The organism is Streptomyces sp. NPDC093252, from assembly GCF_040683675.1.
Lineage (GTDB): Bacteria > Actinomycetota > Actinomycetes > Streptomycetales > Streptomycetaceae > Streptomyces.
In genome coordinates this window covers 260,630-285,798 of record NZ_JBFBEM010000006.1, presented here as the reverse complement: position 1 = coordinate 285,798, position 25,169 = coordinate 260,630, and the positions used below count along the sequence as shown (strand labels likewise).

Annotated in this window: 19 protein-coding genes; 7 read left to right on the top strand and 12 right to left on the bottom strand. The window is 71.7% G+C overall.

Going from position 1 to position 25,169, the window contains the following annotated elements; all coding sequences use genetic code 11:
- Positions 1-292 precede the first annotated feature (292 nt).
- From whiA to uvrC, 4 genes are read right to left on the bottom strand one after another with little or no spacing between them, the layout of a single operon-like run.
- Complete coding sequence (gene whiA, locus AB0O01_RS15215; RefSeq protein ID WP_355749471.1) at positions 293-1,282, bottom strand: DNA-binding protein WhiA; 990 nt, start codon at positions 1,280-1,282, stop codon at positions 293-295.
- Positions 1,273-2,370, bottom strand: a complete 1,098-nt coding sequence (gene yvcK, locus AB0O01_RS15210) for a uridine diphosphate-N-acetylglucosamine-binding protein YvcK (protein WP_365313514.1) — start codon at positions 2,368-2,370, stop codon at positions 1,273-1,275. Before yvcK ends, whiA begins: the two co-directional genes overlap by 10 nt.
- Positions 2,367-3,467, bottom strand: coding sequence for an RNase adapter RapZ (rapZ, locus tag AB0O01_RS15205; RefSeq protein ID WP_365313513.1), 1,101 nt, complete (start codon positions 3,465-3,467; stop codon positions 2,367-2,369). The genes yvcK and rapZ overlap by 4 nt, the downstream gene beginning before the upstream one ends.
- The gene (gene uvrC, locus AB0O01_RS15200; RefSeq protein WP_365313511.1) at positions 3,464-5,647 is read right to left on the bottom strand and encodes an excinuclease ABC subunit UvrC; all 2,184 of its coding nucleotides are present in this window, start codon (positions 5,645-5,647) and stop codon (positions 3,464-3,466) included. Before uvrC ends, rapZ begins: the two co-directional genes overlap by 4 nt.
- Positions 5,648-5,925: 278 nt before the next feature.
- Here uvrC and AB0O01_RS15195 point away from each other — a divergent pair, with 278 nt between their 5' ends.
- The gene (locus tag AB0O01_RS15195; protein WP_365313509.1) at positions 5,926-6,879 is read left to right on the top strand and encodes a hypothetical protein; all 954 of its coding nucleotides are present in this window, start codon (positions 5,926-5,928) and stop codon (positions 6,877-6,879) included.
- A 134-nt stretch (positions 6,880-7,013) separates the two neighbouring features.
- Here the strand turns inward: AB0O01_RS15195 and AB0O01_RS15190 are convergent, their stop codons facing one another.
- The gene (locus tag AB0O01_RS15190) at positions 7,014-7,439 is read right to left on the bottom strand and encodes a Rieske (2Fe-2S) protein (protein ID WP_365313508.1); all 426 of its coding nucleotides are present in this window, start codon (positions 7,437-7,439) and stop codon (positions 7,014-7,016) included.
- 319 nt (positions 7,440-7,758) lie between these two features.
- Here AB0O01_RS15190 and AB0O01_RS15185 point away from each other — a divergent pair, with 319 nt between their 5' ends.
- Positions 7,759-8,910, top strand: coding sequence for a LacI family DNA-binding transcriptional regulator (locus AB0O01_RS15185; protein WP_365313506.1), 1,152 nt, complete (start codon positions 7,759-7,761; stop codon positions 8,908-8,910).
- Complete coding sequence (locus AB0O01_RS15180) at positions 8,907-9,872, top strand: carbohydrate kinase (RefSeq protein WP_365313504.1); 966 nt, start codon at positions 8,907-8,909, stop codon at positions 9,870-9,872. Before AB0O01_RS15185 ends, AB0O01_RS15180 begins: the two co-directional genes overlap by 4 nt.
- Positions 9,873-9,897: 25 nt before the next feature.
- Here the strand turns inward: AB0O01_RS15180 and AB0O01_RS15175 are convergent, their stop codons facing one another.
- Positions 9,898-10,761 (bottom strand): helix-turn-helix domain-containing protein, encoded by an 864-nt coding sequence (locus tag AB0O01_RS15175; protein WP_365313503.1) that lies wholly within the window; start codon positions 10,759-10,761, stop codon positions 9,898-9,900.
- Positions 10,762-10,861: 100 nt separating this feature from the next.
- Between AB0O01_RS15175 and AB0O01_RS15170 the strand changes: the two genes are divergently transcribed.
- A complete protein-coding gene (locus tag AB0O01_RS15170) occupies positions 10,862-11,440 on the top strand; it encodes a YceI family protein (RefSeq protein WP_365313501.1) in 579 nt (192 codons plus the stop codon).
- A 242-nt stretch (positions 11,441-11,682) separates the two neighbouring features.
- Here AB0O01_RS15170 and uvrA read toward each other — a convergent pair whose 3' ends face one another.
- Positions 11,683-14,850, bottom strand: a complete 3,168-nt coding sequence (gene uvrA, locus AB0O01_RS15165; protein WP_365313499.1) for an excinuclease ABC subunit UvrA — start codon at positions 14,848-14,850, stop codon at positions 11,683-11,685.
- Between the two features lie 223 nt (positions 14,851-15,073).
- Between uvrA and AB0O01_RS15160 the strand changes: the two genes are divergently transcribed.
- Complete coding sequence (locus AB0O01_RS15160; protein WP_365313497.1) at positions 15,074-15,760, top strand: maleylpyruvate isomerase family mycothiol-dependent enzyme; 687 nt, start codon at positions 15,074-15,076, stop codon at positions 15,758-15,760.
- 227 nt (positions 15,761-15,987) lie between these two features.
- Positions 15,988-16,644, top strand: a complete 657-nt coding sequence (locus tag AB0O01_RS15155) for an MBL fold metallo-hydrolase (protein WP_365313495.1) — start codon at positions 15,988-15,990, stop codon at positions 16,642-16,644.
- 302 nt (positions 16,645-16,946) lie between these two features.
- On the opposite strand, the gene aroQ is transcribed toward AB0O01_RS15155, so the two are convergent.
- Positions 16,947-17,423 (bottom strand): type II 3-dehydroquinate dehydratase, encoded by a 477-nt coding sequence (aroQ, locus tag AB0O01_RS15150; RefSeq protein WP_365313493.1) that lies wholly within the window; start codon positions 17,421-17,423, stop codon positions 16,947-16,949.
- A gap of 263 nt (positions 17,424-17,686) precedes the next feature.
- On the opposite strand from aroQ, the gene AB0O01_RS15145 reads away from it, so the two are divergent.
- Positions 17,687-18,991: an MFS transporter gene (locus AB0O01_RS15145; RefSeq protein WP_365313492.1), complete on the top strand. Its 1,305-nt coding sequence runs from the start codon at positions 17,687-17,689 to the stop codon at positions 18,989-18,991.
- A gap of 434 nt (positions 18,992-19,425) precedes the next feature.
- On the opposite strand, the gene AB0O01_RS15140 is transcribed toward AB0O01_RS15145, so the two are convergent.
- The 4 genes from AB0O01_RS15140 to AB0O01_RS15125 form a co-directional block, all read right to left on the bottom strand.
- Positions 19,426-20,526, bottom strand: coding sequence for an ionic transporter y4hA (locus AB0O01_RS15140; RefSeq protein WP_365313490.1), 1,101 nt, complete (start codon positions 20,524-20,526; stop codon positions 19,426-19,428).
- A gap of 399 nt (positions 20,527-20,925) precedes the next feature.
- On the bottom strand, positions 20,926-21,927 hold the full coding sequence (locus AB0O01_RS15135; protein WP_365313488.1) for a TerC family protein: 1,002 nt from the start codon (positions 21,925-21,927) through the stop codon (positions 20,926-20,928).
- A gap of 330 nt (positions 21,928-22,257) precedes the next feature.
- Positions 22,258-24,237, bottom strand: coding sequence for a TerD family protein (locus AB0O01_RS15130; RefSeq protein ID WP_365313486.1), 1,980 nt, complete (start codon positions 24,235-24,237; stop codon positions 22,258-22,260).
- A gap of 168 nt (positions 24,238-24,405) precedes the next feature.
- Entirely contained in the window at positions 24,406-24,984 is a 579-nt protein-coding gene (locus tag AB0O01_RS15125; protein ID WP_365313484.1) for a TerD family protein, read from the bottom strand.
- Between the last annotated feature and the right edge of the window lie 185 nt (positions 24,985-25,169).

The window sequence follows — 25,169 nt, the reverse complement described above, 5'->3', positions numbered from 1 at the left end:
GGCAGGGCAGTCCGGCGGGGACGCCGGGGCGGCTGGACGCCCGGTCGGCGGGGAACACGTCCGGCAACGGCGCCGACGGCATCCGGTGTGGCTCCGGCAGACCGGCCGGGTCAGACACTCGATGACCGATCCGGCAGGACACCGGGCAACCGCTCCAGCGGGACACCGGCCCGGCAGAAACACCCGGACGCGGCGCACCGGCCCGGCAGGAAACACCGGGACACCGGGGAGCGATCCGGCGGGACGCCGGAGGGTGCCCGGCGATGACCCACGGGGCGTCCCCGGCGAGGGGTCACCCGGCGACGTTGTCGACCAGGTCCTCGGAGAGGTTGGCCTCCGTGCCCGGGATGCCCAGGTCGGAGGCGCGCTTGTCGGCCATGGCGAGCAGCCGGCGGATCCGGCCGGCCACGGCGTCCTTGGTCAGCGGCGGGTCGGCGAGCGCGCCCAGTTCCTCCAGCGACGCCTGCTTGTGCTCCATCCGCAGCCGCCCGGCCGCCGCGAGGTGCTCGGGAACCTCGTCGGCGAGGATCTCCAGGGCCCGCTGGACCCGGGCGCCCGCGGCGACGGCCGCGCGGGCCGAGCGGCGCAGGTTCGCGTCGTCGAAGTTGGCCAGCCGGTTCGCCGTGGCGCGGACCTCGCGGCGCATCCGGCGCTCCTCCCAGGCCAGCACCGACTCGTGCGCCCCGAGGCGGGTGAGGAGCGCGCCGATCGCGTCGCCGTCGCGGACCACGACCCGGTCCACGCCGCGCACCTCGCGCGCCTTCGCGGCGATGGACAGTCTGCGGGCCGCGCCGACCAGGGCGAGGGCGGCCTCGGGACCGGGGCAGGTCACCTCCAGGGACGAGGACCGGCCGGGCTCGGTGAGCGAACCGTGGGCGAGGAACGCGCCCCGCCAGGCGGCCTCCGCGTCACAGGTGGCCCCCGAGACCACCTGCGGGGGCAGCCCGCGGATCGGGCGGCCCCGGCCGTCGACCAGACCGGTCTGCCGGGCGAGCTGATCGCCACCGGCCACCACCCGTACGACATAGCGGGAGCCGCGGCGCAGACCGCCCGGAGCCATCACGATCAGTTCGGAACTGTGTCCGAAGATCTCCAGGATGTCCCGCTTGAGGCGGCGGGCCGCCATCGCCGTGTCCAGCTCCGCCTCGATCACGATGCGTCCGCTCACCAGGTGCAGCCCGCCGGCGAACCGCAGAATGGCGGAAACCTCCGCCTTCCGGCAGCAGGTCCGGGTGACGGGAAGCCGGGAGATCTCATCCTTCACCGCTGCCGTCATCGCCATGGGCCGATCCTTCCATGCATCCGAAAAATACGGTCGTACGCGGCGGCCAGCAGCTCCGGGTCGTGCCGGGGCGTGCCGTCCGTACGGGCCACCGTCGCCAGCTCCACCGCTGCTCCGAAGCGCTGGGCGGCCTCGGTCAGCGAGTCGCGGTCGGGTACGGCGGCCTCGTCGGCCAGCACCACGTCCAGGGCGAGTTTAGGGGCGTGTCGTCCCAAAACCTCCAAATGACGCTGCGGGGAGAAGCCCTCGGTTTCTCCGGGCTGCGGGGCGAGGTTCAGCGAGAGTACCCGGCGGGCCTTGGTCTCGGTCAGCGCGTCCAACAGTTCCGGGACAAGGAGGTGCGGGATGACCGAGGAGAACCAGGAGCCGGGGCCGAGCACCACCCAGTCGGCGTCCAGGACGGCGGCGACCGCCTCCGGGACGGCCGGCGGATCGTTCGGCACCAGGTGGACGGACTGCACCTCGCCCGGGGTGAGCGCCACATTGGCCTGGCCCCGGATGGTGTCGACCTGGTCGGCGCGGGCCGGGTCATGGCCCCTGACCAGTGCCTGGAGCTCCAGCGGCACCGCCGACATGGGCAGCACCCGGCCGTGCGCGCCGAGCAGCCTTCCGACCAGGTCGAGCGCCTGCACATGATCGCCGAGCTGTTCCCACAGGGCGACGATCAGCAGATTGCCGACCGCGTGGCCGTGCATCTCGCCCTCGGACTGGAAGCGGTGCTGGATGACCCGGGCCCAGGTCTGGCCCCAGTCGTCGTCCCCGCACAGCGCGGCCAGCGCCTTGCGCAGATCGCCGGGCGGCAGCACCCCCATCTCGTCGCGCAGCCGCCCGCTGGAGCCGCCGTCGTCGGCCACGGTGACGACGGCGGTGAGATCGCCGGTGATCCGGCGCAGCGCGGCCAGCGAGGCGGACAGGCCCATGCCGCCGCCGAGGGCGACCACCTTGGGCTGGGTGCCGCGGCGGCGGCCCCGCGCGCCGCGCCCTCCGGGGGCCGGGCGGCCCTCCTGGCCGGTGCGGCCCTCGGGAGTGGCGCGGCTCTCGAGGGTCATCCGGCGCAGTCGGGCCAGCCGCGGCGAACGGTCGGTCATTCGCGGCCCATGTCCCGGTGCACGACCACCGTCTCCACACCCTCGGCCGCGAGGCGTGCGGCGAGCTTCTCCGACATGGCCACCGAGCGGTGCTTGCCGCCCGTACAGCCGATGGCGATGGTCACATAGCGCTTGCCCTCGCGCCGGTACCCGGCGGCGATCAGCCGGAGCAGCTCGGCGTAGCGGTCGAGGAACTCCTTGGCGCCGGGCTGGTTGAAGACATACGCGGCGACCTCCTCGTTGAGCCCGCTGAACGGCCGCAGCTCGGGCACCCAGTGCGGGTTGGGCAGGAACCGCATGTCGGCGACCAGATCGGCGTCCACCGGCAGGCCGTACTTGAAGCCGAACGACATCACCGTGGCCCGCAGCTCGGGCTCCTCCTCCCCGGCGAACTGGGCGTCCATCTTGGCGCGCAGCTCATGCACATTGAGGCTGGAGGTGTCGATCACCAGATCGGCGTCACCGCGCAGCTCGCGCAGCAGTTCGCGCTCGGCGGCGATGCCGTCGACGATCCGCCCGTCGCCCTGGAGCGGGTGCGGACGCCGCACCGATTCGAAACGGCGTACGAGGGCGTCGTCCGAGGACTCCAGGAAGACGATCCGCCGGGTGACGTGCTTGGACTCCAGGTCGGCGAGCGACTCGCGGAGATTGTCGAAGAACCGCCGTCCGCGGACATCGACGACGACCGCGATCCGCGCCACATTGCCCTGGGAGCGGGCGCCCAGCTCGACCATGGTGGGGATCAGGGCGGGCGGGAGGTTGTCGACCACGAACCAGCCGAGGTCCTCCAGACACTTCGCCGCGGTGGAGCGGCCGGCTCCGGACATACCGGAGATGATCACCAGCTCGGGGATGGCGGTGTCGGGGATCCCCGGTGCCGCTGCGTCCGTACTCACCTGTTCTCCGTCGTGTTCCGCGCCGCCCGGGGCCGCGGTGCCTGGGGTATCTGGGGTGCCTGGGGTACCTGCGGTACCGGTGTGCCCGCTGCCGGCCTCCTGGGCGGCGGTGTCCGTCTCCGGGGCTCCGGTGTCCGGAACGTCCGGTCCCTGCGTGCCGGTACCCCGGGATGTCTGTTCCTGCTTGTCCTGCTCGCTCATGTCTCCTGCCCCCGTCTCTCGTCCGGGGCGCTCGCTGTCACGGGCTCCCCTGAGGTGCCCGTCGTCGTCCCGGGCACCTCGTCCTCCATGTCTTCCACGTCTTCCATGATCTCGCCGGTCGCCGTGTTCACAGCGGGTGCGGCCGGGGCCGCGGCGGCGAGGGCCGCGGCCACCGTCTCGGCCGTCTTGCGGCCTATGCCCGGGACCTCACAGATCTGGTCGATTGTCGCGGACCGCAGCTTCTTCACCGAACCGAAGTGCTTGATCAGTGCCTGTTTTCTGGTCTCGCCGAGACCGGGCACCTCGTCCAGCGGGGAGGACCGGAACCGCTTGGCCCGCTTGGTGCGCTGATAGGTGATCGCGAAGCGGTGCGCCTCGTCGCGGACCCGCTGGAGGAGGTAGAGGCCCTCGCTGGTGCGCGGCAGCACCACCGGGTCCTCGTCGTCCGGCAGCCAGACCTCCTCCAGCCGCTTGGCGAGACCGCACACCGCGATGTCGTCGATCCCCAGTTCGTCCAGCGCGCGCCGGGCCGCGAGGACCTGCGGGCGTCCGCCGTCCACCACCACGAGCTGGGGCGGATAGGCGAACTTCCGGGGACGGCCGTCGTCGTCCTTGGGCCCGGCGTCGGCGAGGGGGTTGCCCCGGGCGTCCATGATCCCGGCGCCCCCCGTGCCGTTACCGGTGCCGGGGTCCGTGTCGCTGCCGCCGGTGCCTACGGCGACGCCGGGCCGCGCGTCCGTGCCGTTGACGTGGCTCTCGTCCCCCCACTCCCCCGTGCGCTCCTTCTCCGCGAGGTAGCGCCGGAAGCGGCGGATGATCACCTCGTGCATGGACCGGACGTCGTCCTGCCCCTCGAAGCCCTTGATCTGGAAGCGGCGGTACTCGCTCTTGCGCTGGAGGCCGTCCTCGAAGACCACCATCGACGCCACCACGTCGTCGCCCTGGAGGTGGGAGATGTCGTAGCACTCGATCCGCAGCGGGGCGCTGTCCAGGTCGAGGGCCTCGGCGATCTCCTCCAGCGCGCGGGAGCGGGTGGTGAGGTCGGAGGCGCGCTTGGTCTTGTGCAGCACGAGCGACTGCTGCGCATTGCGCTCCACGGTCTCCATCAGGGCCTTCTTGTCGCCGCGCTGCGGGATCCGCAGGGAGACCTGGGAGCCGCGCCGCGCGGCGAGCCACTCCTGCACCGGCTCCACCGGGTCGGGCAGCGCCGGGACCAGCACCTCCTTGGGCACCGCGTCGCCCGTCTCCTCGCCGTAGAGCTGCTGGAGCGCGTGTTCGACCAGGGCGCCGGTGGTGATCTCCTCGACCTTGTCGGTGACCCAGCCGCGCTGGCCGCGGACCCGGCCGCCCCGGACGTGGAAGATCTGGACGGCCGCCTCCAGCTCGTCCTCGGCGACCGCGATCAGATCGGCGTCGGTCGCGTCCGCGAGCACGACCGCGCTCTTCTCCATGGCCTTCTTCAGGGCCCCGATGTCGTCGCGCAGCCGGGCCGCCCGCTCGTACTCCATGTCCTCGGCCGCCTCGGCCATCTGCTTCTCCAGGCGGCGCAGATAGGTGCCCGTGCGCCCGGCCATGAAGTCGCAGAACTCCTCCGCCAGTTCACGGTGGTCCGCCGGGGTGATCCGGTCGACGCAGGGGGCGGAGCACTTGCCGATGTAGCCGAGCAGACAGGGGCGGCCGGTGCGGGCGGCGTTCTTGAAGACCCCGGCCGAGCAGGTGCGCACCGGGAACACCCGCAGCAGCAGATCCACGGTGTCGCGGATCGCCCAGGCGTGCCCGTACGGCCCGAAGTAGCGCACGCCCTTGCGCTTCTGGCCGCGCATCACCTGCACCCGCGGGAACTCCTCGTTCATCGTCACCGCGAGATACGGATAGCTCTTGTCGTCGCGGTACTTGACGTTGAACCGGGGGTCGAACTCCTTGATCCAGGAGTACTCCAACTGGAGGGCCTCGACCTCCGTGGACACCACCGTCCACTCCACGGACGCGGCCGTGGTGACCATCGTGCGGGTGCGCGGGTGGAGTCCGGACAGGTCCTGGAAGTAGTTCGCCAGGCGCTGGCGCAGGCTCTTCGCCTTCCCGACGTAGATCACCCGGCGGTGCTCGTCGCGGAATTTGTACACCCCCGGGGAGTCCGGGATCTCACCCGGCCTGGGGCGGTAGCTGGAAGGATCGGCCATGTCTCCAACCCTACTGGCGGCCACTGACACTCCGAGTAGCCTGTCGACCACCCCGCGCGTCACTGTGCGTAACCACCCCTGGCCCGTCCCGCGCAAGTACGCCTCGGTTGGGCAACAGGTGTTGTCGGGAATTGGTCAACACGCTTCAATGCGGGGGAACTCGGGGCGGGGAACGGCGGCGCACGGAGCGGAACAGGCCCCACGCCGCCGGGGGCGGCCCCACGACCAGCGACAACGGCCTGACCAGCCGTTGTGAACCGTGAGAGAAAGGCCCCTGCATGCCGCACGCCACTCAGCCCGTGGAGCACCACGACCTCGCCACCGCGGAACTGGACACGGCCCTGCGCGGCGGCCCCTTCCACGTCGCCCTGCGCGCCGCCATCGCCGCCCGCGGACTGCCGCTGCAACGCGTCCAGCACCATCTGACCCGCTACGGCGTGAAAGTCGGCGTCACGAGCCTGAGTTACTGGCAGCAGGGCGCCCGCCGCCCCCAGCGCCCCGAGTCCTTGCGGGCCGTCCGCGCGCTGGAGGAGATCCTCCAACTGCCCGAGGAGTCCCTCATACGGCTGCTCGCCGACGCCGACGGCCAGCGCACCGGTACCCGGGCCGCCACCCGCTCCTACCGCTCCCTCGTCGAGGCGTCCGGCGTCCTGGAGAAGCTGCTCGGGGAGCTGGACATCCCCCTCGACTGCGGTCTGCACACGCTCGGCCACCATGAGCGCGTGGACATCGGCCCGCACCGCGAGCTGCTCGGCCGCGAGTCCCACCACATCGTGCGCGCCCACCGCGACGGCGTCGACCGCTTCGTCGCCGTCCACCACGGCGACCCCGGCTGCGCCCCCGACCGGATGGCCGTGCACGCCCTGGAGAACTGCCGCACCGGCCGCGTCCGGCTGCACCGCGACACCGGCGTCCTGGTGGCCGAGCTGCACTTCGGCGCCCGGCTGCGGACCGGCGACACCTATCTCTTCCGGTACACCGTCGAGGACGGCACCGCGGGGCCCTCGCGCGAGTACGTCCGCGGTTTCGGCCCGGCCGGCGGACAGTACGCCCTCCAGGTCCGCTTCCACGAGCACAGCCTGCCCGTACGCTGCCACCGCTTCACCCAGCCCTCGGCCGCCGCCCCGCGCGGTGGCCGCCAGGAGCTGCCGCTGACCGACCACCACTCGGTGCACCTGGTGGAACCCCGGGTCCGCTCCGGCCTCGTCGGCATCGGCTGGGACTGGGAGTAGCCGCCGCCCCGGAGCCTCAGCGGGACACCGACCCCGGCAGGACCACCGGTACCGGGCGGGGGCAGGACCACCGGTCCGGGCGGGGATACGGGTACAGGAGGGGGGGTACCGGTCCCGGCGGAAGCACCGCGGGCCTACGCCTCCGGCGCGACCACCAGCCGCCCGTTCTCGGTCCGCACCGACAGCTCCGGCAGTGCCACGGTGGCCGGACCCTGGAGCACCTCGCCGGTCCGCGCGTCGAACTCACTGCCGTGACAGGGGCAGATCAGCGTCGTCCCCTCCAGCTTGTAGATCGCGCACCCGGCGTGCGTGCACACCGACCCGTACGCCGTCACCGCCCCGTCCTCGGCCCGGCTCACGACCACGTTGTGATCCCGGTAGAGCGCCGCCGCGCCCTTGCCGACCTCGCTCTCCGCACCCACGTCGACCGGCCCGGACGGCGTGGCGGCCCGCGTACTGTCCCCCGGCGAACAGGCGGCCAGCCCCAGCCCCGCCACCGGCACCACAGCCGCTCCCCGCAGAACGGTACGACGGTTCGCTGACGGCCTGGTGCCGGGCATGAGGACTCCACATACGGTGCGCTGGCGGATGCCCGGTGACCCTAACCGACGCGCCCGACGACGGACCGGGCAGGTCGCCCCACCGTACGTAAACGCTTACGCAAGCGTTTACGCGGGGCCGGGGGATGGGATACGTTCCCGATCAGCGAGCAAGGCGGCCGTCCGGCCAGCCGAAGGCAAGCGAGCGGGCGTCCGAAGGTGAGCGGGCGACTGTCCGGCCGCAGGGCGCAGCCACCGCGCAACCCGCAACCGCGCAACCGCGCAACCGCGCAACCGCGCAACCGCGCAACCGCGCAACCGACAGGGAGGGGATCCCACCGTGGCGACGATGGCTGACGTGGCACGCCGGGCCGGTGTCTCCGTGGCGACCGTGTCCCATGTCCTGAACGGCACCCGCCCCGTCCTCCCCCCGACCCGCCAGGCCGTCCTGGACGCCGTCGATGACCTCGGCTACACCCCGAACACCCTGGCCCGCTCCCTGGTCACCTCCCGTACCCGCTCCATCGGACTCGCGGTGTCGGCGATCACCAACCCGTACTTCACCGAGATCCTGCAAGGTGTCGAGGCCGCCGCCCTGGAACACGGCTACAGCCTGCTGATCGCCGACCCACACGACGACCCCGCCCATGAGCGCAAGGTCGTCCAGCTCCTGCACGAGCGCCGCGTGGACGGCCTGATCATCACCCCCTCCGCCGCTCCCCAGGCCCTCCTCGCCTACCTCCACCGCCACTCGGTGCCCACGGTCTTCCTGGACCGGCTGATCGACGCCCCACCGAACACCCCACCGGGCACCCCACCACGCACCCCATCGGGCACCGCTCCGGTCGGCCCCCCGGACGTCCACCCTCGCTTCGACCAGGTCTGCGCCGAGAACACCGCGCCCGTCGCGCAGCTCGTCACCCATCTCGCCGGTCTCGGCCACCGCCGGATCGCGCTGGTCGCAGGGCTGCCCGGACTCAGCACGACCACCGAGCGCATCGCCGGCCACCGCCAGGGCCTCACCGCCGCCGGGCTCCCCCACGACGGGCGTCTCGTCGTCCACGGCGACTCCACCGCCGAGGCCGCCGAACGGGCCACCGCCGCCCTGCTGGCGCTGCCCGCCCCGCCGACCGCCCTGGTCACCGCCAACAACGCGATGACCATCGGTGCCCTGCGCGCCCTGCGCGACCACGGCCTCTCCGTGCCCGGCGACCTCGCCCTGTGCTGCTTCGACGACTTCGCCTGGGCCGATCTCTTCTCGCCCCGCCTCACCGCCATCGCCCAGCCCAGCCGGGAACTCGGCGCGGAAGCGGTCCGCGTCCTGCTGGACCGGCTCGCCGACCCGGACCGCCCCGGCCGCACCGTGCGCCTGCCCTGCGCCTTCGTCCACCGCAGCTCCTGCGGATGCCCCGACGAACGCCCCGCCCCACGCCCCCAGCAGCCACCACCCCCGCCCCACCGTCCGGAGTCCGCGAGAGGAACCGCCCCGTGATCGTCGTCGCCGGTGAAGCCCTGATCGACCTGGTCCCGCAGGGCACGGGTGCCCTCGCCGCCCTCCGGCCCGCGCTCGGCGGCGGCCCCTACAACACCGCCGTGGCCCTCGGCCGCCTCGGCTCCCCCACCACCTTCTGCTCCCGCACCTCACAGGACGCCTTCGGTGAGGCCCTGCTCGACGGTCTGCGCCGCTCCGGTGTGGAGGTCTCCACCGTCCAGCGCGGCCCCGAACCCACCACCCTCGCGGTCGCCACCCTCGACGCCACCGGTTCGGCCGCCTACACCTTCTACGTCGAGGGCACCGCCGACCGTCTCTTCACCGCCCCCGCCGAGCTGCCCACCGGCACCCGCGCCCTCTCCTTCGGCACCTGCTCCCTCGTCCTCGAACCGGGCGCGACCGCCTACGAGGAACTGCTCCGGACCGCCGCCGCCCAGGGCGTCTTCACCACCCTCGACCCCAACATCCGCGCCGTCCTGATCGACGACCCCGATGCCTACCGCGCCCGGTTCCGCAGTTGGCTGCCCTCGGTCACCCTGCTCAAGCTCTCCGAGGAGGACGCGCGCTGGCTGGGCGGCACCCCGAAGGAGTGGCTGGCCGAGGGCCCCACGGCCGTGGTGATCACCCGGGGCGGCGACGGGCTGACGGTGTTCACCCGGGGCGACGGTGGTGAGGGGCGGGGCGGGGCGCACACCGAGTACGCCAAGTACGCGGAGTACGCCGAGTACTCCGTCCCGGGTGAGAAGGTCGACGTCGTCGACACGATCGGTGCCGGCGACACCGTCAACGCCGCCCTGCTGCACGGGCTCGCCCTGCAGCAGGCCCTGTCCGCCCCCGCGCTCGCCGCCCTCGGCCGGGACGGCTGGACCCGCCTCCTGCGGTTCGCCGCCCGCGCCGCGGCGATCACCTGCTCCCGGGCGGGCGCGGAACCGCCGTACGCCTCCGAGGTGGGGCAGTTCTAGCCGAGCCGTCCCCCGCGCCCGCCCGTCAGCCGCTCACGGCCCGCAGTGCCCCCGGTGTCCGTCCGTTGAGGCGGTCCAGGGCCGCCGCCGTGGCCTCGTCGGCCGGGAGGTGGACCAGCAGGCGCTGGCCGTCGCCCGGCAGGGAGAGCGTCTCGAAGGACAGGCGCAGTCGGCCCGCGTCGGGGTGTTCGAGGAGGTCGATGCCGGTGGGGGCGGGCAGGGCCGGGAGGGCGGTGAGCCGCTCGGTGAACGCGGCACCGGCGGTGACCGTCAGCTCGTTCGCCAGCGCTGCCACATGAGGGTCCTGGAGGGACGCCTCGTTGCGCAGATGGGCGATCTGGTCATCGGCGAGCCGCTCCCAGCCGGGGTAGGCGGCACGGGCGCGGTCGTCGGTGAACACCCAGCGGACCATGTTGGGCCGCCGGCCGTCGGCCGGGTCGAGCAGGCCGAGAGGGCGGGCGAGCCGTTCGTAGCCCCGGGTGTGGGCGATGATGTCGCCGACCCAGTTGATCAGTACGGCCGGGGTGGGTTCCAGGCGGTCCAGGAGTGCCCGGACGGTGGGCCGGACGGTGAACGTGGGCGGGGTGGCCGCAATGCAGAGGTTCTTGGCGTCGCCGGATTCCTTGGCGAGCCGGAACATGAGGAACCGGTCGGGGCCGCTCAGCAGCAGCGCGTCCCCGAGGGCGCCGAGGACCTGGGGCGAGGGGTTGCGGTCACGCCCCTGTTCGAGCCGTATGAGGTACTCGACGCTGATGTCGGCCAGTGTCGCCAGCTCGGCCCGCCGCAGGCCGGGGGTGCGGCGGCGGGCGCCCGTGGGCAGCCCCACCTCGGCGGGGGTGAGGCCCTCACGGCGGGTGCGCAGAAAGGTGCCCAGCGGATTGTCGCTCACCTGTCGAACGTACAGCGTGGTCCGCCGCGGAGGGTGGCCCTGCCACTACCACCCTCGGCCCGGTCTCCCTCCGGGCGGCGGGTGGCCGGAGGGTGGTGGCATGACTGACGAAGACCGGGCGGCGTCGCCGACCGCCACCGCCGCCGTTCTGCCCCTGTCGTCCGGACACTGGACGCTCGATCCGGCTGCCTCGGCCGTCACCTTCACCGTCCGCAAGGTGGGGCTCATCAAGGTGAGCGGACGGTTCACTGATGTGCGCGCCGATCTGCACATCGGGGAGCGGGCCGAGGCGACCCGGGTGGACGCGGAGATCGCCCTCGCCTCGTTCGACACCGGGAACGCCAAGCGGGACACGCATGTCCGCTCGGAGGGCATGCTGGATGTGGAGAAGCGGCCGACCCTTTCGTTCCGCGCCACGGGGGTGTCCGGCGGGGGCGGGGACTGGACGCTGGCCGGGGACCTGACCATCGGGGAGGTGACCCGCCCGGTATCGCTCGCCGTGGCCTTCGGCGGGGTGTCGGCCTCCTCTGTGGATCAGAGGAGGCGGGCGGCTTTCACGGCGACCGGAGAGATCCGGCGCGGTGACTTCGGGCTGGGTTTCGCGCCGGGATTCATTGGTTCTGTTGTCAAGGTGCGGTTGGACATGCGCTTTGTCGAGCCGCAGGGCCAGAGCGCCTGAACTGCGCCCGGATCGTTCAGGACCCTTCAGGGCCCTTCAGGAGCCTTCAGGTCCGTTCCCGTCCGGGCTTCGCGGCCGGACTGATATGACAACGGGCGGCGCCTCGGGGGGAGTTCCCCCGGGCACCGCCCGCAGCCACGATCACTCGTTCGAGTGACGAACCCTCGTGTGGGCGCGCGCCTCGCGATCCGGCGGCCCGGTGACCCGGCCCGCCTCGTCCCGAGGTGGCGGCCCGAGGTTCCTCATGCCTTCCGCGCCCGGGTCGTCTTCTTCGCGGGTGTGGTCTTCTTCGTGGCGCCCGCCGCCTTCTTCGACGCGGTGTTGTTCGCGGTCCCGGTCGCCCCGGCGGCCGGGGCCGTCGTCTCGGCAGTGGCCGTCTTCTTCGCGGCGGTTGCCTTCTTCGCGGTGGTTGTCTTCCTTGCGGTGGTTGTCTTCCTCGCCGCGGCCGTCGTCTTGGCCGTAGCCGTCGTCTGGGCCGTGGCTGTCCGCTTCGCCGTGGTCTTCGCCGCGACGGTCTTCCTGGCGGCCGCCCGGCGCGGAGCCTTCACCGCGGCGGCGTCGCTGATCCGGTCCGGGTCGAGGATCTCCCGCAGGAACTTGCCGGTGTGGCTGGTGGAGACCCCGGCGACCAGTTCCGGCGGGCCCTCGGCGACCACGACACCACCGCCGGCGCCGCCCTCGGGACCCATGTCGACGACCCAGTCGGCGGTCTTGATCACATCGAGGTTGTGCTCGATGACGATGACCGTGTTGCCCTTGTCGACCAGACCGGCCAGGACCGTCAGCAGCTTGCTGATGTCCTCGAAGTGCAGACCGGTGGTCGGCTCGTCCAGGACGTAGACCGTGCGCCCGGTGGACCGCTTCTGCAGTTCGCTGGCCAGCTTGACGCGCTGGGCCTCACCGCCGGACAGGGTCGTCGCCGACTGGCCGAGGCGGACGTAACCGAGCCCCACGTCGTGCAGGGTCCTGAGGTGGCGGGAGATCGCGGGGACGGCCTCGAAGAAGTCGAGCGCCTCCTCGATCGGCATGTTCAGGACCTCGGCGATGGACCTGCCCTTGTAGTGGACGTCCAGCGTTTCGCGGTTGTACCGGGCGCCGTGGCAGACCTCGCACGGGACGTAGACGTCCGGCAGGAAGTTCATCTCGATCTTGATCGTGCCGTCGCCCGCGCAGTTCTCGCATCGACCGCCCTTGACGTTGAAGGAGAAGCGCCCCGGCAGATAACCGCGCACCTTCGCCTCGGTCGTCTCCGCGAACAGTCTGCGGATGTGGTCGAAGACGCCGGTGTAGGTCGCCGGGTTGGAGCGCGGGGTGCGGCCGATGGGTGACTGGTCGACATGGACGACCTTGTCGACCAGGTCGTCGCCCTCCACCCGGGTGTGGCGGCCGGGGACGCTCTTGGCGCCGTTCAGCTCGCGCGCCAGATGGGTGTACAGGATGTCGTTGACCAGGGTCGACTTGCCGGAGCCGGACACGCCCGTGACCGCGGTGAAGACGCCCAGGGGGAAGGAGACGTCGATGTCCCGGAGGTTGTTCTCCCGGGCACCGAACACCGTGAGCCGGCGGGACGGGTCGTGGGGGCGGCGGATGTCGGGCAGCGGAATGGCCTTCTTGCCCGCGAGATACAGCCCGGTCTGCGACTCCTCGTTGGCGAGCAGCTCCTTCAGAGAGCCGCTGTGCACGACCTTGCCGCCGTGCTCCCCCGCGCCGGGGCCGATGTCGACCACCCAGTCGGCGACCTTGATGGTGTCCTCGTCGTGCTCCACGACGATCAGGGTGTTGCCCATGTCGCGCAGCCGGACCAGGGTCTCGATCAGCCGGTGGTTGTCGCGCTGGTGCAGACCGATGGAGGGCTCGTCCAGCACGTACAGCACGCCGACCAGGCCGGAGCCGATCTGGGTGGCGAGGCGGATGCGCTGGGCCTCGCCGCCGGAGAGGGTGCCCGCGGCGCGGTTGAGCGACAGATAGTCGAGGCCGACGTCGACCAGGAAGCGGAGTCGTTCGTTGACCTCCTTCAGCACCCGCTCGGCGATCTTCTTGTCCCGGGCGTTGAGCTTCAGCTCGCCCAGGAACTCCGCGCAGTCGCTGATCGACATCGCGGAGACCTCGGCGATGGACTTCTCCATGACCGTGACCGCGAGGACGATCGGCTTGAGGCGGGTGCCCTGGCAGGTGGGGCAGGGCACCTCGCGCATATAGCCCTCGAAGCGCTCCCGGCTGGCGTCGGACTCGGCCTCGCTGTGCCGCCGCTTCACGAAGGGGACCGCGCCCTCGAAGGGCGTGGTGTAGACGCGCTCGCGTCCGTACCGGTTGCGGTAGCGGACCTCGATCTGGGTCTTGTGGCCGTGCAGCAGGGCCTTGCGGGCGCGCTGCGGCAGCCCCGCGAAGGGGATGTCCGTACGGAATCCGAGGGCGTCCGCGAGGGCGTCCACGAGGCGGCCGAAGTAGTCCTTGGTGTGCCCGTGCGACCAGGGGTGGATGGCGCCCTCGTCGAGGCTCTTGTCCTCGTCGGGGACGATCAGCTCGGGGTCGACCTCCATGCGGGTGCCGATGCCCGTGCAGTCGGGGCAGGCGCCGAAGGGCGAGTTGAAGGAGAAGGAGCGGGGCTCCAGCTCCTCGAAGGACAGGTCGTCGTACGGGCAGTACAGGTGCTCGGAGTACATCCGCTCGCGCTCGGGGTCGTCCTCGGGGAGGTCGACGAAGTCGAGCACGACCATGCCGCCGGACAGGCCGAGAGCGGTCTCCACCGAGTCGGTGAGGCGCCGCTTGGCGGACTCCTTCACCGTGAGCCGGTCGACGACCACCTCGATGGTGTGCTTCTCCTGCTTCTTCAGCGTGGGCGGCTCGGAGAGCTGGATCGTCTCGCCGTCCACCCGCGCGCGGGAGTAGCCCTTGGTCTGGAGGTCGGCGAAGAGGTCCACGAACTCGCCCTTGCGCTCGCGCACCAGGGGCGACAGCACCTGGAACCGGCTGCCCTCGGGCAGCTCCAGCACCTTGTCCACGATGGCCTGGGGCGACTGGCGGGAGATGGGACGGCCGCACTGCGGGCAGTGGGGCTTGCCGATGCGCGCGAAGAGCAGCCGCAGATAGTCGTAGACCTCGGTGATCGTGCCGACCGTCGAGCGCGGGTTGCGCGAGGTCGACTTCTGGTCGATGGAGACCGCCGGGGACAGGCCCTCGATGAAGTCGACATCGGGCTTGTCCATCTGTCCGAGGAACTGGCGGGCGTACGAGGAGAGCGACTCCACGTAGCGGCGCTGGCCCTCGGCGAAGATGGTGTCGAAGGCCAGGGAGGACTTGCCCGACCCGGACAGGCCCGTGAAGACGATGAGCGCGTCACGAGGCAGGTCGAGCGAGACGTTCTTCAGGTTGTGCTCGCGCGCGCCACGGACGATGAGACGGTCGGCCACGCCGGTCCGCACCTTTCTTGAGTGAAGTGACAGGGGCGAGGCCCCCGTGCTTTCTCAGCCTAGGGGGAGCCACTGACAACGCCGGTCGGATTCCGGATCGCATAACAATCCCGGGCTGTCCAGCATGCCCGACGCCACCGACGACCTTATAGCACGTGCATTCGATTTATGGCCTCGGGCAGCCACCTTCACCCGAAGGAGTGGCGGGGCTAGGGTCGGCCCCATGATTGATCACACGCGTGACCTGGCGTCCGTACGGGACGCGACGGAACGGCTGCTCAGCGCGGTCGCCAAGCTGGACAACGCCTCCGTCGCAGAACCGTCACGGCTGCCCGGCTGGACCCGCGGCCACATCCTCGCCCACCTCGCCCGCAACGCGGACGCCCTGGTGAATGTCTGGGAGTCGCGGCCCATGTACGTCTCGGGCGAGGCCCGGGACACCGACATCGAGCGGGACGCCCCGCGCCCGCTGGACGTCCAGCTCGCCGATGTGCGCGACACCGCCGCCCGCTTCCTGGACACCGCCGACGCGCCCGCCGACTGGTCCCGCACGGTGGAGCTGCGCAACGGTGTCACCGACTCCGCGTCCCGGGTGCCGTTCCGGCGCTGGGCCGAGATCGAGCTGCACCATGTCGACCTGGGCATCGGCTACGAGCTGGAGGACATGCCGGAGGAGTTCACCGAGCGCGAGATCGACTTCCTCGCCGACCGCTTCGCGGGCAACGCCTCGGTGCCTCCCACCCGGCTGACCGACGGCACGCGCGCGTGGCACACGGGACGCCGGGCCGAGCAGCCCGAGGTGACGGTCACCGGCACCGCCGCCGACCTGGTCGGCTGGCTCGCCGGACGCCGCGAGGGCGCTGCGCTGGCGGTCACGGGGGGTGCCCTTCCGGGGCTTCCCCCGCTCTAGTCCTGCCCCGCTCCAGGGGCCTGCCCGCTCCGGTGGGTAGCCGGTGGGACGGGTGGGGAGCCGGTGGGACGGGCGGGGAGCCGGTGGGACCGGCAGAGGGCGATGGAACCTGAGCAGGGCCATGGGGTCCGGTGGAGGGCCATGGGGCGCCTGGCGGCCGACGGCAGCCATCGGCCGGTCCGGAAGCCGCCCCGCCTCCCCAAATCAGGCGCCCTAGACTGGCCGTCATGACGTACAGCGGACAGGTGACGGTCGGCGGCCCGGCGGATGTGCACGAGCTGAAGGACCTGATGATCACCAAGATCGGGGTCGGCCCGATGGACAACAACGCCTATCTGCTGCGCTGCCGGGCCACCGACGAACAGTTGCTCATCGACGCGGCGAACGACGCCGACACCCTGCTCGGCACGATCGGCGCCGACGGGATCGCCTCCGTCGTCACCACCCACCAGCACGGCGACCACTGGCAGGCCCTGGCGGACGTCGTGGCCGCCACCAGCGCCCGCACCTACGCCGGCCGGGACGACGCCGAGGGCATCCCGGTCCCCACGGACGTCCTGGTGGACGACGGCGACACGATCACCGTGGGCCGGGTGACCCTCACCGCCCGCCACCTCGTCGGCCACACCCCCGGCTCGATCGCCCTGGTCTACGACGACCCGCACGGCCATCCCCATGTGTTCACCGGCGACTGCCTCTTCCCGGGCGGCGTCGGCAACACCCGCAAGGACCCGGCGGCGTTCACCCGCCTCATCCACGACGTCGAGACGAAGATCTTCGGCACCCTCCCGGACGAGACCTGGGTCTACCCGGGCCACGGCAACGACACCACCCTGGGCGCGGAGCGCCCGCATCTGCCGGAGTGGCACGCGCGCGGGTGGTGACCAGGTGGCCGGGTGAAGGTGAAGGGGTGCGCGGCGGCGGCATCGCGCACCCCGTGTGAATGACGCACACGCACCGGAGTCGTACAGGCGCTCCCGGTACGCATCGCCGCGCGGTCCACTGGAGGCAGCCCCGCGCGGGATGACGGCTCCGGCGCGGTACGGGCCGCCGGTCCCTCGAATCCCCGCCCTCGACCGGCGGCCCCGGCACGCCGACACGCCGAGCAGAGGGCGTTTATGGCCGTCCCTGGGGCGCTGTTCCGTCAGGGGTTCCCCTGGGGACGCCGTTCCGCCGGGGCTTCCTCTCAGGGACGCTGCTCCGCCGCCGCCTTCGCCAGTGCCGCCACCCGCTCCACTCCGAACACATACCCCTGCACCCCGCACCCCGCGATGACCCCGTCCGCGCGCTGCGACACATACGAGTGGTGCCGGAACGCCTCCCGCTGATGGATGTTGGAGATGTGGACCTCCACCACCGGAAGTCCGTCACAGGTGTTGAGGGCATCCAGGAGGGCGACGGATGTGTGCGAGTAGGCGGCGGGATTGATCACGATCCCGCAGTGGTGGAGCCGGGCCTCGTGGATCCAGTCGACCAGTTGCCCCTCGTGGTTGGACTGGCGGAGGTCGACCGTGCCGCCGTGCGCCCCGGCCGCCTTGGCGCACAGTGCCTCGACATCGGCCAGGGTGTCGGAGCCGTAGATCTCCGGCTGCCGCTGCCCGAGAAGGTTCAGGTTGGGGCCGTTGAGGATCATGATCGGGGCGTTGGCCAGGGTGCGGGGCACGGTTCCTCCGGTCCGTCGACGGGGTGCGGTCCGCCGGGACCGCCGCTCGCCCCCGGTCTATCACGCCGCGGTGCACGGGTGGCCCTCTCCTGATCCCGGTAGGTGATCACCTCGCCCGACGCCCTCCCAGAGCCGGTGCCGACCCGGCATGCGGGGGCGTCGAACCACCCCGCGCGCACCGCGCACCACGCCCCCGGGTCGCACGCCGCGGGCGCCTCCACACGCCCCCGTAACCCATGGTCACCGTGGGTAGTTGACGCGGCATGCACGATGTACACACCGTACGGAAACCCGGCATGTTGCGGCTCGCCATGGCCTCTCTCGCCGGGACGGCCATCGAGTTCTACGACTTCTTCGTCTACGGAACCGCGGCGGCGCTGGTTCTGGGGCCGCTGTTCTTCCCGACGTTCTCGCCGCTGGCGGGGACGCTGGCGGCGTTCGGGACGTTCGCCGTGGGTTTTGTCGCCCGGCCGCTGGGCTCGGTGCTGTTCGGGCACATCGGGGACCGGCACGGGCGGCGGCCGGTTCTGGTGATCTCGCTGCTGGTGACCGGCGCGTCGACCGTCGCCGTGGGCTGTCTCCCGACGTACGGCTCGATCGGGGTGGCGGCGCCGGCGCTGCTGCTGGTGCTGCGGTTCGTGCAGGGGCTGGGGCTTGGCGGTGAGTGGGGTGGTGCCGTGCTGCTGACCGCCGAGCACGCCCCGCCCGAGCGGCGTGGGCTGTGGTCGAGCTTTCCGCAGGTCGGCCCCCCGGTCGGGTTCCTGCTGGCGAACGGGGTGATGCTGGCGCTGTCGGCGATGCTGACCGACGCCCAGTTCGCGTCCTGGGGCTGGCGGATTCCGTTCTGGGGAGCCGGGGTGCTGGCGCTGGCCGGACTGTGGCTGCGCTCGTCGCTCACCGAGAGCCCGCAGTTCCTCGAACTGGACGAGCCCGCGCGCGTGCCGCTGGCCGAGGTGGCGCGCGACCACTGGCGGCTCGTCCTGCTGACCGCCGGAGCGCTGGCCGTCGGGTACGCGATCTTCTACGCGGTCACCACCTGGTCGCTCGCGTACGCGACGGAACGGCTGGGGGTGAGCCGTACCGTGATGCTGGCCTGCATCATGGCCGCGGTGGTGGTCAAGGGGGCGTTGACGCCGCTGGTGGCCGTGCTCGGCGACCGCTACGGGCGGCGCCCGCTGTGTCTGATCGGGTGCACGGTGGCGGCGCTGTGGATGTTCCCGATGGTCGCGCTGCTGGCGACGGCCGCGCCGCTGCTGATGTTCCTGGGGTTCCTGGGCGCGATGCTGGCGTTCATCACGATGTTCGCGGTGATCGCCGCCTATCTGCCGGAGCTGTACGAACCCCGGGTGCGGTGCACGGGCGCGGCTGTGGGCTACAACCTGGGCGGGGTGGTCGGCGGCGCGCTCACCCCGATCGCCGCGACCGCGCTGGCCGAGCAGGGGGGTCGGGTGCCGTGGGGGGTGGCCGCGTATCTGACCGGGATCGCGCTGCTGAGCCTCGGGTGCTTCGCGCTGCTGCCGGAGACGCGGCCGGTGCCGGTGCGGGAGGCCCAGCCGGTCTCGGGGTGAGGCTCCGGCAGGGGTTGATGAGGTCGACGTGGCCCAAGGGGCCCCTGGGTCCGAAGGGCCCTGGGCCCTGGGCCCTGGGCCCAGGAGAGGGCCAGGGGGCGCTGAAGGGGGGTGCCGCAGATTGCGGGGCACCCCCCTCGCCGACGGGGCGCCGTCCGCCTCAGGTCTCCTCGTTCCCGTCGGATCTTGTCTGCCGCAGAACCCCTTGTCCGCCGCAGGATCACGTCCCCGCACGGGGCTCGTCCCGGTCAGAACTCGCCGCCGCAGAGGTTCGTCCCCGTCGGCACTCGTCCCCACAGAGGTTCGTCCTCGTCAGACCTCCTGCGCCCCCGTCAGACTTCTCTCCCGGCCGTACGGCCCCGTACGGCCCCGTACGGCCCCGTCTGCCTCGGGACCCGGGGACCGCAGGGACCGCGCCCGGTACGACCGTGGTCTCAGGGATTCATGGCCAGTTCCAGATACGCCGCGAAGATCACCAGATGGACTCCGCCCTGGAGGGGTGTGGCCCGGCCTGGCACCACGGTCAGGGAACTGACCACGAGCGTCAGGGCGAGCAGCACCATATGGGTCGAGCTGAGGCCGAGGACGAGCGGGCCGGAGAGCCAGATCGAGGCGAGGGCGACGGCCGGGATGGTGAGGCCGATGCTGGCCATGGCGGAGCCGAGGGCGAGGTTCATGCTGGTCTGCACCCGGTCGCGCCGCGCGGAGCGCACCGCGGCGATGGTCTCGGGGAGCAGCACCAGCAGGGCGATGACCACACCGACCACGGCGTGCGGCAGCCCGGCGCCCTCGACGCCGGACTCGATGGTCGGTGACACCCCCTTGGCGAGTCCGACCACCCCGATCAGCGCGAGGCCCAGCAGACCGAGGCTGATGTAGGCGGTGCGGGAGGAGGGGGCGTCGGCGTGGTCGTCGGCCGTTATCACCTCGCCGTCGCGGGTGATGGGCAGGAAGTAGTCGCGGTGGCGGACGGTCTGGGTCGTCACGAACAAGCCGTAGAGCACCAGGGACGACACCGCCGCGAAGGCCAGTTGGACGCCGGAGAACTCGGGGCCGGGCTTGCTGGTGGTGAAGGTCGGGAGCACCAGGCTCAGGGTGGCCAGGGTCGCGACGGTGGCGAGGGCGGCGCCGGTGCCCTCGGGGTTGAAGACGGCCGTGCCGTGGCGCAGTGAGCCGACCAGCAGACAGAGGCCGACGATGCCGTTGCAGGTGATCATCACGGCGGCGAAGACGGTGTCGCGGGCCAGGGTGGAGCTCTTGTCGCCGCCGTCGATCATCAGGGTCACGATCAGCGCGACCTCGATGATGGTGACCGCCACGGCCAGGACGAGGGAGCCGAAGGGTTCGCCGACCCGGTGGGCGACCACCTCGGCGTGGTGCACGGCGGCCAGTACGGATCCGGCGAGGACGAGGGTGACGACCGCGACGCCCGCGCCGGGCAGATCGCGGCCCCAGGTGAGGATCAGCAGCACGATCGCGAGCACCGGCACCACGAACGTCCACTGCGTCGAGAGCCTCTTGAGCCGAGCGATCATGCTGTGATCGTCCCAGAGGGCTTCGGGCTTCGCACTCCGGTGCGTCTGGGCCCCGTGCTCCGATTTCCCGGGGGTCCGGGGGGTCTTCTGGTCGTCCGTGCGGGTGTCGGGTCTGTCCTGCGGTCGCTGCTGCACATAGCCTCCCCTGCGTCTCGAACGGCGAGAGGAAGCGATCGGGCGGTCGCGCGTGGGCTCGGCCGTCACCGGGTCCGGTGGACGACAGGCGTCCGGGACCCCAACCGGCCTTGCGGGGCCGGCCCCTCATCTCCTCCTGCGCTCGAACCTGATGTGGATGTAGCGGTTGCGGGTGTAGCGGTTCACGTGCCGGGGCGGCGGTCGGCTGGTCGCCGATCGCCGTCCCGGTGTGGTCGTGCTGTGGTGCGGTTTCTGCTGACGCGGTCAGGCGTCGATGCTGTTCTTGGGGGTGCCCTCCCCGCCGCCCTGCTCAGCCTCGGCCGCCGCCTGCTTCTTGGAGGCGCGGAGGCTGGTGATCGTGGTAATGATCAGGACGCCGCAGATGACGCCCAGGGAGACCGGGATGCTGATCTCGGGAACATGCACCCCGGACTCGTGCAGCGCGTGCAGCACCAGCTTGACGCCGATGAAGCCCAGGATGACCGACAGGCCGTAGCTCAGGTGGACCAGCTTCTTGAGCAGTCCGCCGATGAGGAAGTAGAGCTGCCGCAGACCCATGAGGGCGAAGGCGTTGGCGGTGAAGACGATGTACGGGTCCTGGGTCAGGCCGAAGATCGCCGGGATGGAGTCGAGGGCGAAGAGCACATCGGTGGTGCCGATGGCGAGCATGACGACCAGCATCGGGGTCATCACCCGCTTGCCGTTCTCCTGGATCCACAGCTTGGTGCCGTGGTACCGGTCGGCGACACCGAAGCGGCGCTCGGCGGCCTTGAGGAGCTTGTTCTCCTCGAAGTCCTCCTCGTCCTCGTTGGCACGGGCCTCCTGGATGAGCTTCCAGGCGGTCCAGATGAGGAAGGCGCCGAAGATGTAGAAGACCCACGAGAAGTTGGCGATGATCGCGGCACCGGCCGCGATGAAGATCGTGCGCAGCACCAGGGCGATCAGCACACCGATGAGCAGCACCCGCTGCTGGTACTGGGGTGGCACGGCGAACTTCGCCATGATCAGTACGAACACGAACAGGTTGTCGACGCTCAGGGACTTCTCGGTGATGTACCCGGCGAAGAACTCGCCGCCGGCCTGGCCGCCTCCGAAGATCAGCAGGCCGACGCCGAAGAGGGCGGCCAGCACGATCCAGACGATGGTCCAGATTCCGGCTTCCTTGATGGACACCTCATGGGGCTTGCGCCCGATGAAGAAGTCCACCGCGATGAGGGCCGCAAGGCCCACGACAGTCACGACCCACAGGGTCACGGAAACATCCACTGCGCCTCCGGCAGTACGTAACGGCAAACAGTCAGTCAGCGTCGTCGCTGCCGGAGGTCTCTTCCACCCGGGCCTTCCGTGCGCGGGATGCGCGGGAAGCCACGGGCCGACGCCCCGGGATCTGGCCTGATCCGTATTGACGGGTACGCCGCAGTAGGCAGGGAGTACTCCCCTCCGTGCGTACAACCATACCCTCATACCCAAGGAAAGGTAAAGCCTTAGGTAAAGTAACTATAAAGTCGCCTGTTCAGCCGACTTTTGTCACGCCTTGAACGAAGCGGTGCGCACCCCCGCGCAGGGGATGCGCACCGGTGTGGAGGGGCCGGGGGCTCAGCGGTCCCAGGCGCGGCGGGTCTCGGCGACCTGCCGCAGCACCTGGGTCAGCACCTGGCTGCCGGGGGGCGGGAGCGGCGGCTCGTAGGTCCACGCGTGACCCACCCAGGGGTCGGCCAGATGGTCGTCGGGCACCGGTGTCAGTCGCAGGAGCGAACGCCACAGCGGGTCGAGCAACGGTCCGTAGGCCGAGGCGTCCTCGCGGTCGGCGACCATCATCAGATGGACGCCCACGGCGGGGCCCTCGTCCGCGAGATAGCGGAGCTGGGTCACGGCCCGGTCGTCGAAGCCGTGCGGGAAGTCGTTGACCACCAGGAGCTGCTGGGCGGTGTCGAAGCCGGGCGGGAGGGCGTCGGAGGCGCCGCCGCGGACCGCCATCTGCACCAGGTCCACCCGCTGGGTGAGCCGGCCGAGGGCTTCCGCGACCCCCGCGGCGCCCTGGGCGGGCGGCGCGGCCAGCACCCCGGTCTGCACCAGCGGGGCGAGCGCCTGGACGCCGGAGCCCGCCGGGTCGATGACATGGACGGTGAACTCGCCGGGCGGGTGCACCGCGAGCAGCCGGGCCGTGTGCGAGACCGCCGTCTCCAGGGCCAGCCGGCGCAGATCGTGGGCGTCGGCGAACGAGCCGTCCGCCGCCCCGGCCCGGCCCGCGTCCACCCAGATGCCCCGCTCCAGGGGCAGCCGGGCCAGCAGCGGAATGGTGAGCTGCTCGCTCTCGGGCAGATGGAGGTCACCCAGCCGCATCGCCATGGGCATCTCCATCGGCACGCGGTAGGCGTGCCAGACGGGGTTGTCCCAGCGGGCGTAGGCGGCGGGCAGGGCTGGCTCGACGACCCCGGCCTCGGCGGCGAGCTGGGCCATGTCCCGGTCGAGGGACTGGCGGGCCTGGTCGACGAGCTGGTCGTGCTTGGCGCGGGCGGCCTCGCGCGCGGCGTCGGCCTGGCCCCCTATGCGGCTGCGCGGGTCGGAGAGGACCTGGTCCAGCTCCTTGTCCATCCGGGACTCGGCGAAGTCGACGGCGCTGCGGTAGGAGGCCACCGTGCGCGCGAGGTCCTCGAACATGCCCCACACCTGGTTGTAGAGCCGCTCCTCCATGGACCAGCCGGTGGCGTCGCCCGCGACGGGCTGGGCGGGGCGGCCGGGCGCGGAGGGGGGCGCGGTGGGCGGGGGCGGCGGCGGGGCGGCGTTCCGGCGGCCCGGGTGGCTGTAGTCGACGGGGCCCCCGGTGGGTGCCGAGGGCGGGGGAACGGCCGACGGGTCGGTGGGTGGCGGGGACGCGGGGTAGCCGCCGGGGAGGGTGGGCGAGGTGCCCGGGGAGGTGCCGTAGGGCGACCCGGACTGGTCCGGGCGGGGTGCGGGGGCCGCCGTCTGGCGGGTGCGGTCGCCGTCCTGGGTGCGGGACGGCGGGGCGGCCACCGAGCGGGCCACGCCCGACGCGACCGCGTCGTTGATGCTGCTCGCGAGCTGGCGGGCCTGCGGCAGGCCCTGGTCGGTGAGCAGCTCGGCCAGGCCGCCCGCGTAGCCCTGGCCGACCGCGCGCACCTTCCAGGCGTCCTGGCGCCGGTACAGCTCCAGGGCGACGACGGCGGACTCGGCGTCCAGGCCGGTGATGGTGTAGCTGGCGACCTCCGTGCCGTCGAGGCCGGTGACCGCGACGAACGGGGCGGCGACCGCGCCGAAGGAGAGCGGTCCGCCGACCCCGACCGGCAGGGCGAGCAGCACACTGAGCCGGTGCACGTCGTCCGGGAGGGCGTCGAGGTCCACCGCGAGCCGGTGGTCCGCCGCCGCCTGCCGGGAGACCTCCAGGCCGGGCAGCGTGGGCGCGCCCGGATGGGCCACCCCTTCGACGCCCCGCACGGTGCCGTCCGCGCCGCCGACCGTGGCCCCGGCCACGATCGGCTTGCCGGCCGATACCCGGATCTCCAGACGGGCCTGGGAGAGCGGGTGGTTCTGCCCCCGCACCAGCTCGGCCGTCATCGCGTCAGTCCCCCTGTGTCGCTTCTCGGTGTCGGTGCGCCGCTCGCCCGCGGCGGTGGATCCCCGGTGGATCCATCGACCCGTGGATCCCGGGATCTGTGGATCTGCGGATCTGCGGATCACTGAATCCCTGGATCTACGGACCTGTGGACCTGTGGATCCCTGGATCTACAGGTGCGGCAGGATCGCCGGCATCAGGTCCTGGAAGGTGCGGCCGTTGGCGGGCGTTCCGAGGGCCGTCATCGTCCAGTTGCTGCCCGTGCGGTGCACCTTGGCCATGATCTGGGCGGTGTAGGCGCCGCCGCCGGCCAGGGTGTAGCGGGCCAGTTCCTGGCCGTTGGTCTCGTCCACGATGCGGCAGAACGCGTTCTGCACTTCCTGGAACGTCTGGCCGGTGAACGAGTTCACGGTGAAGACGATCTGGTCGATGTGGACCGGCACACGGGACAGGTCGACGAGGATCGCCTCGTCGTCGCCGCCCTGGCCGACACCGCCGACCAGGTTGTCACCGGTGTGCCGCACCGAACCGTCGTCGCTCACCAGGTGGCGGAAGAAGACGACGTCGACCGGCTGCTTGTCCGCGAACAGCACCGCGGAGGCGTCCAGGTCGACCTCCCGGGTACGCGAGCCGAACAGGCCCCGGCGGGGGGCCGCCTGCCAGCCGAGACCCATGCGGACCGCGGTCAGGCTGCCGCCGTCGTTCTTCTGAAGGCTGATGGCCTGACCCTTGGTCATATTGACGGTCACGCGCTGATTCCCCTCTTGTTGAGCTGTCCCCTGTTCCCGCGAAGCCGCGGTTGCACGAACCCTACGCAGGGGCACTGACAGTGACGTACCCCGGTTCGGACTTTGTGTCGCTCTTGCAACACAGCGCGCCGGACGCCCGGTGGGGGCCTCCGCGCGGGTGCCGGCCGCGGGGCGGGGGCCGGCAC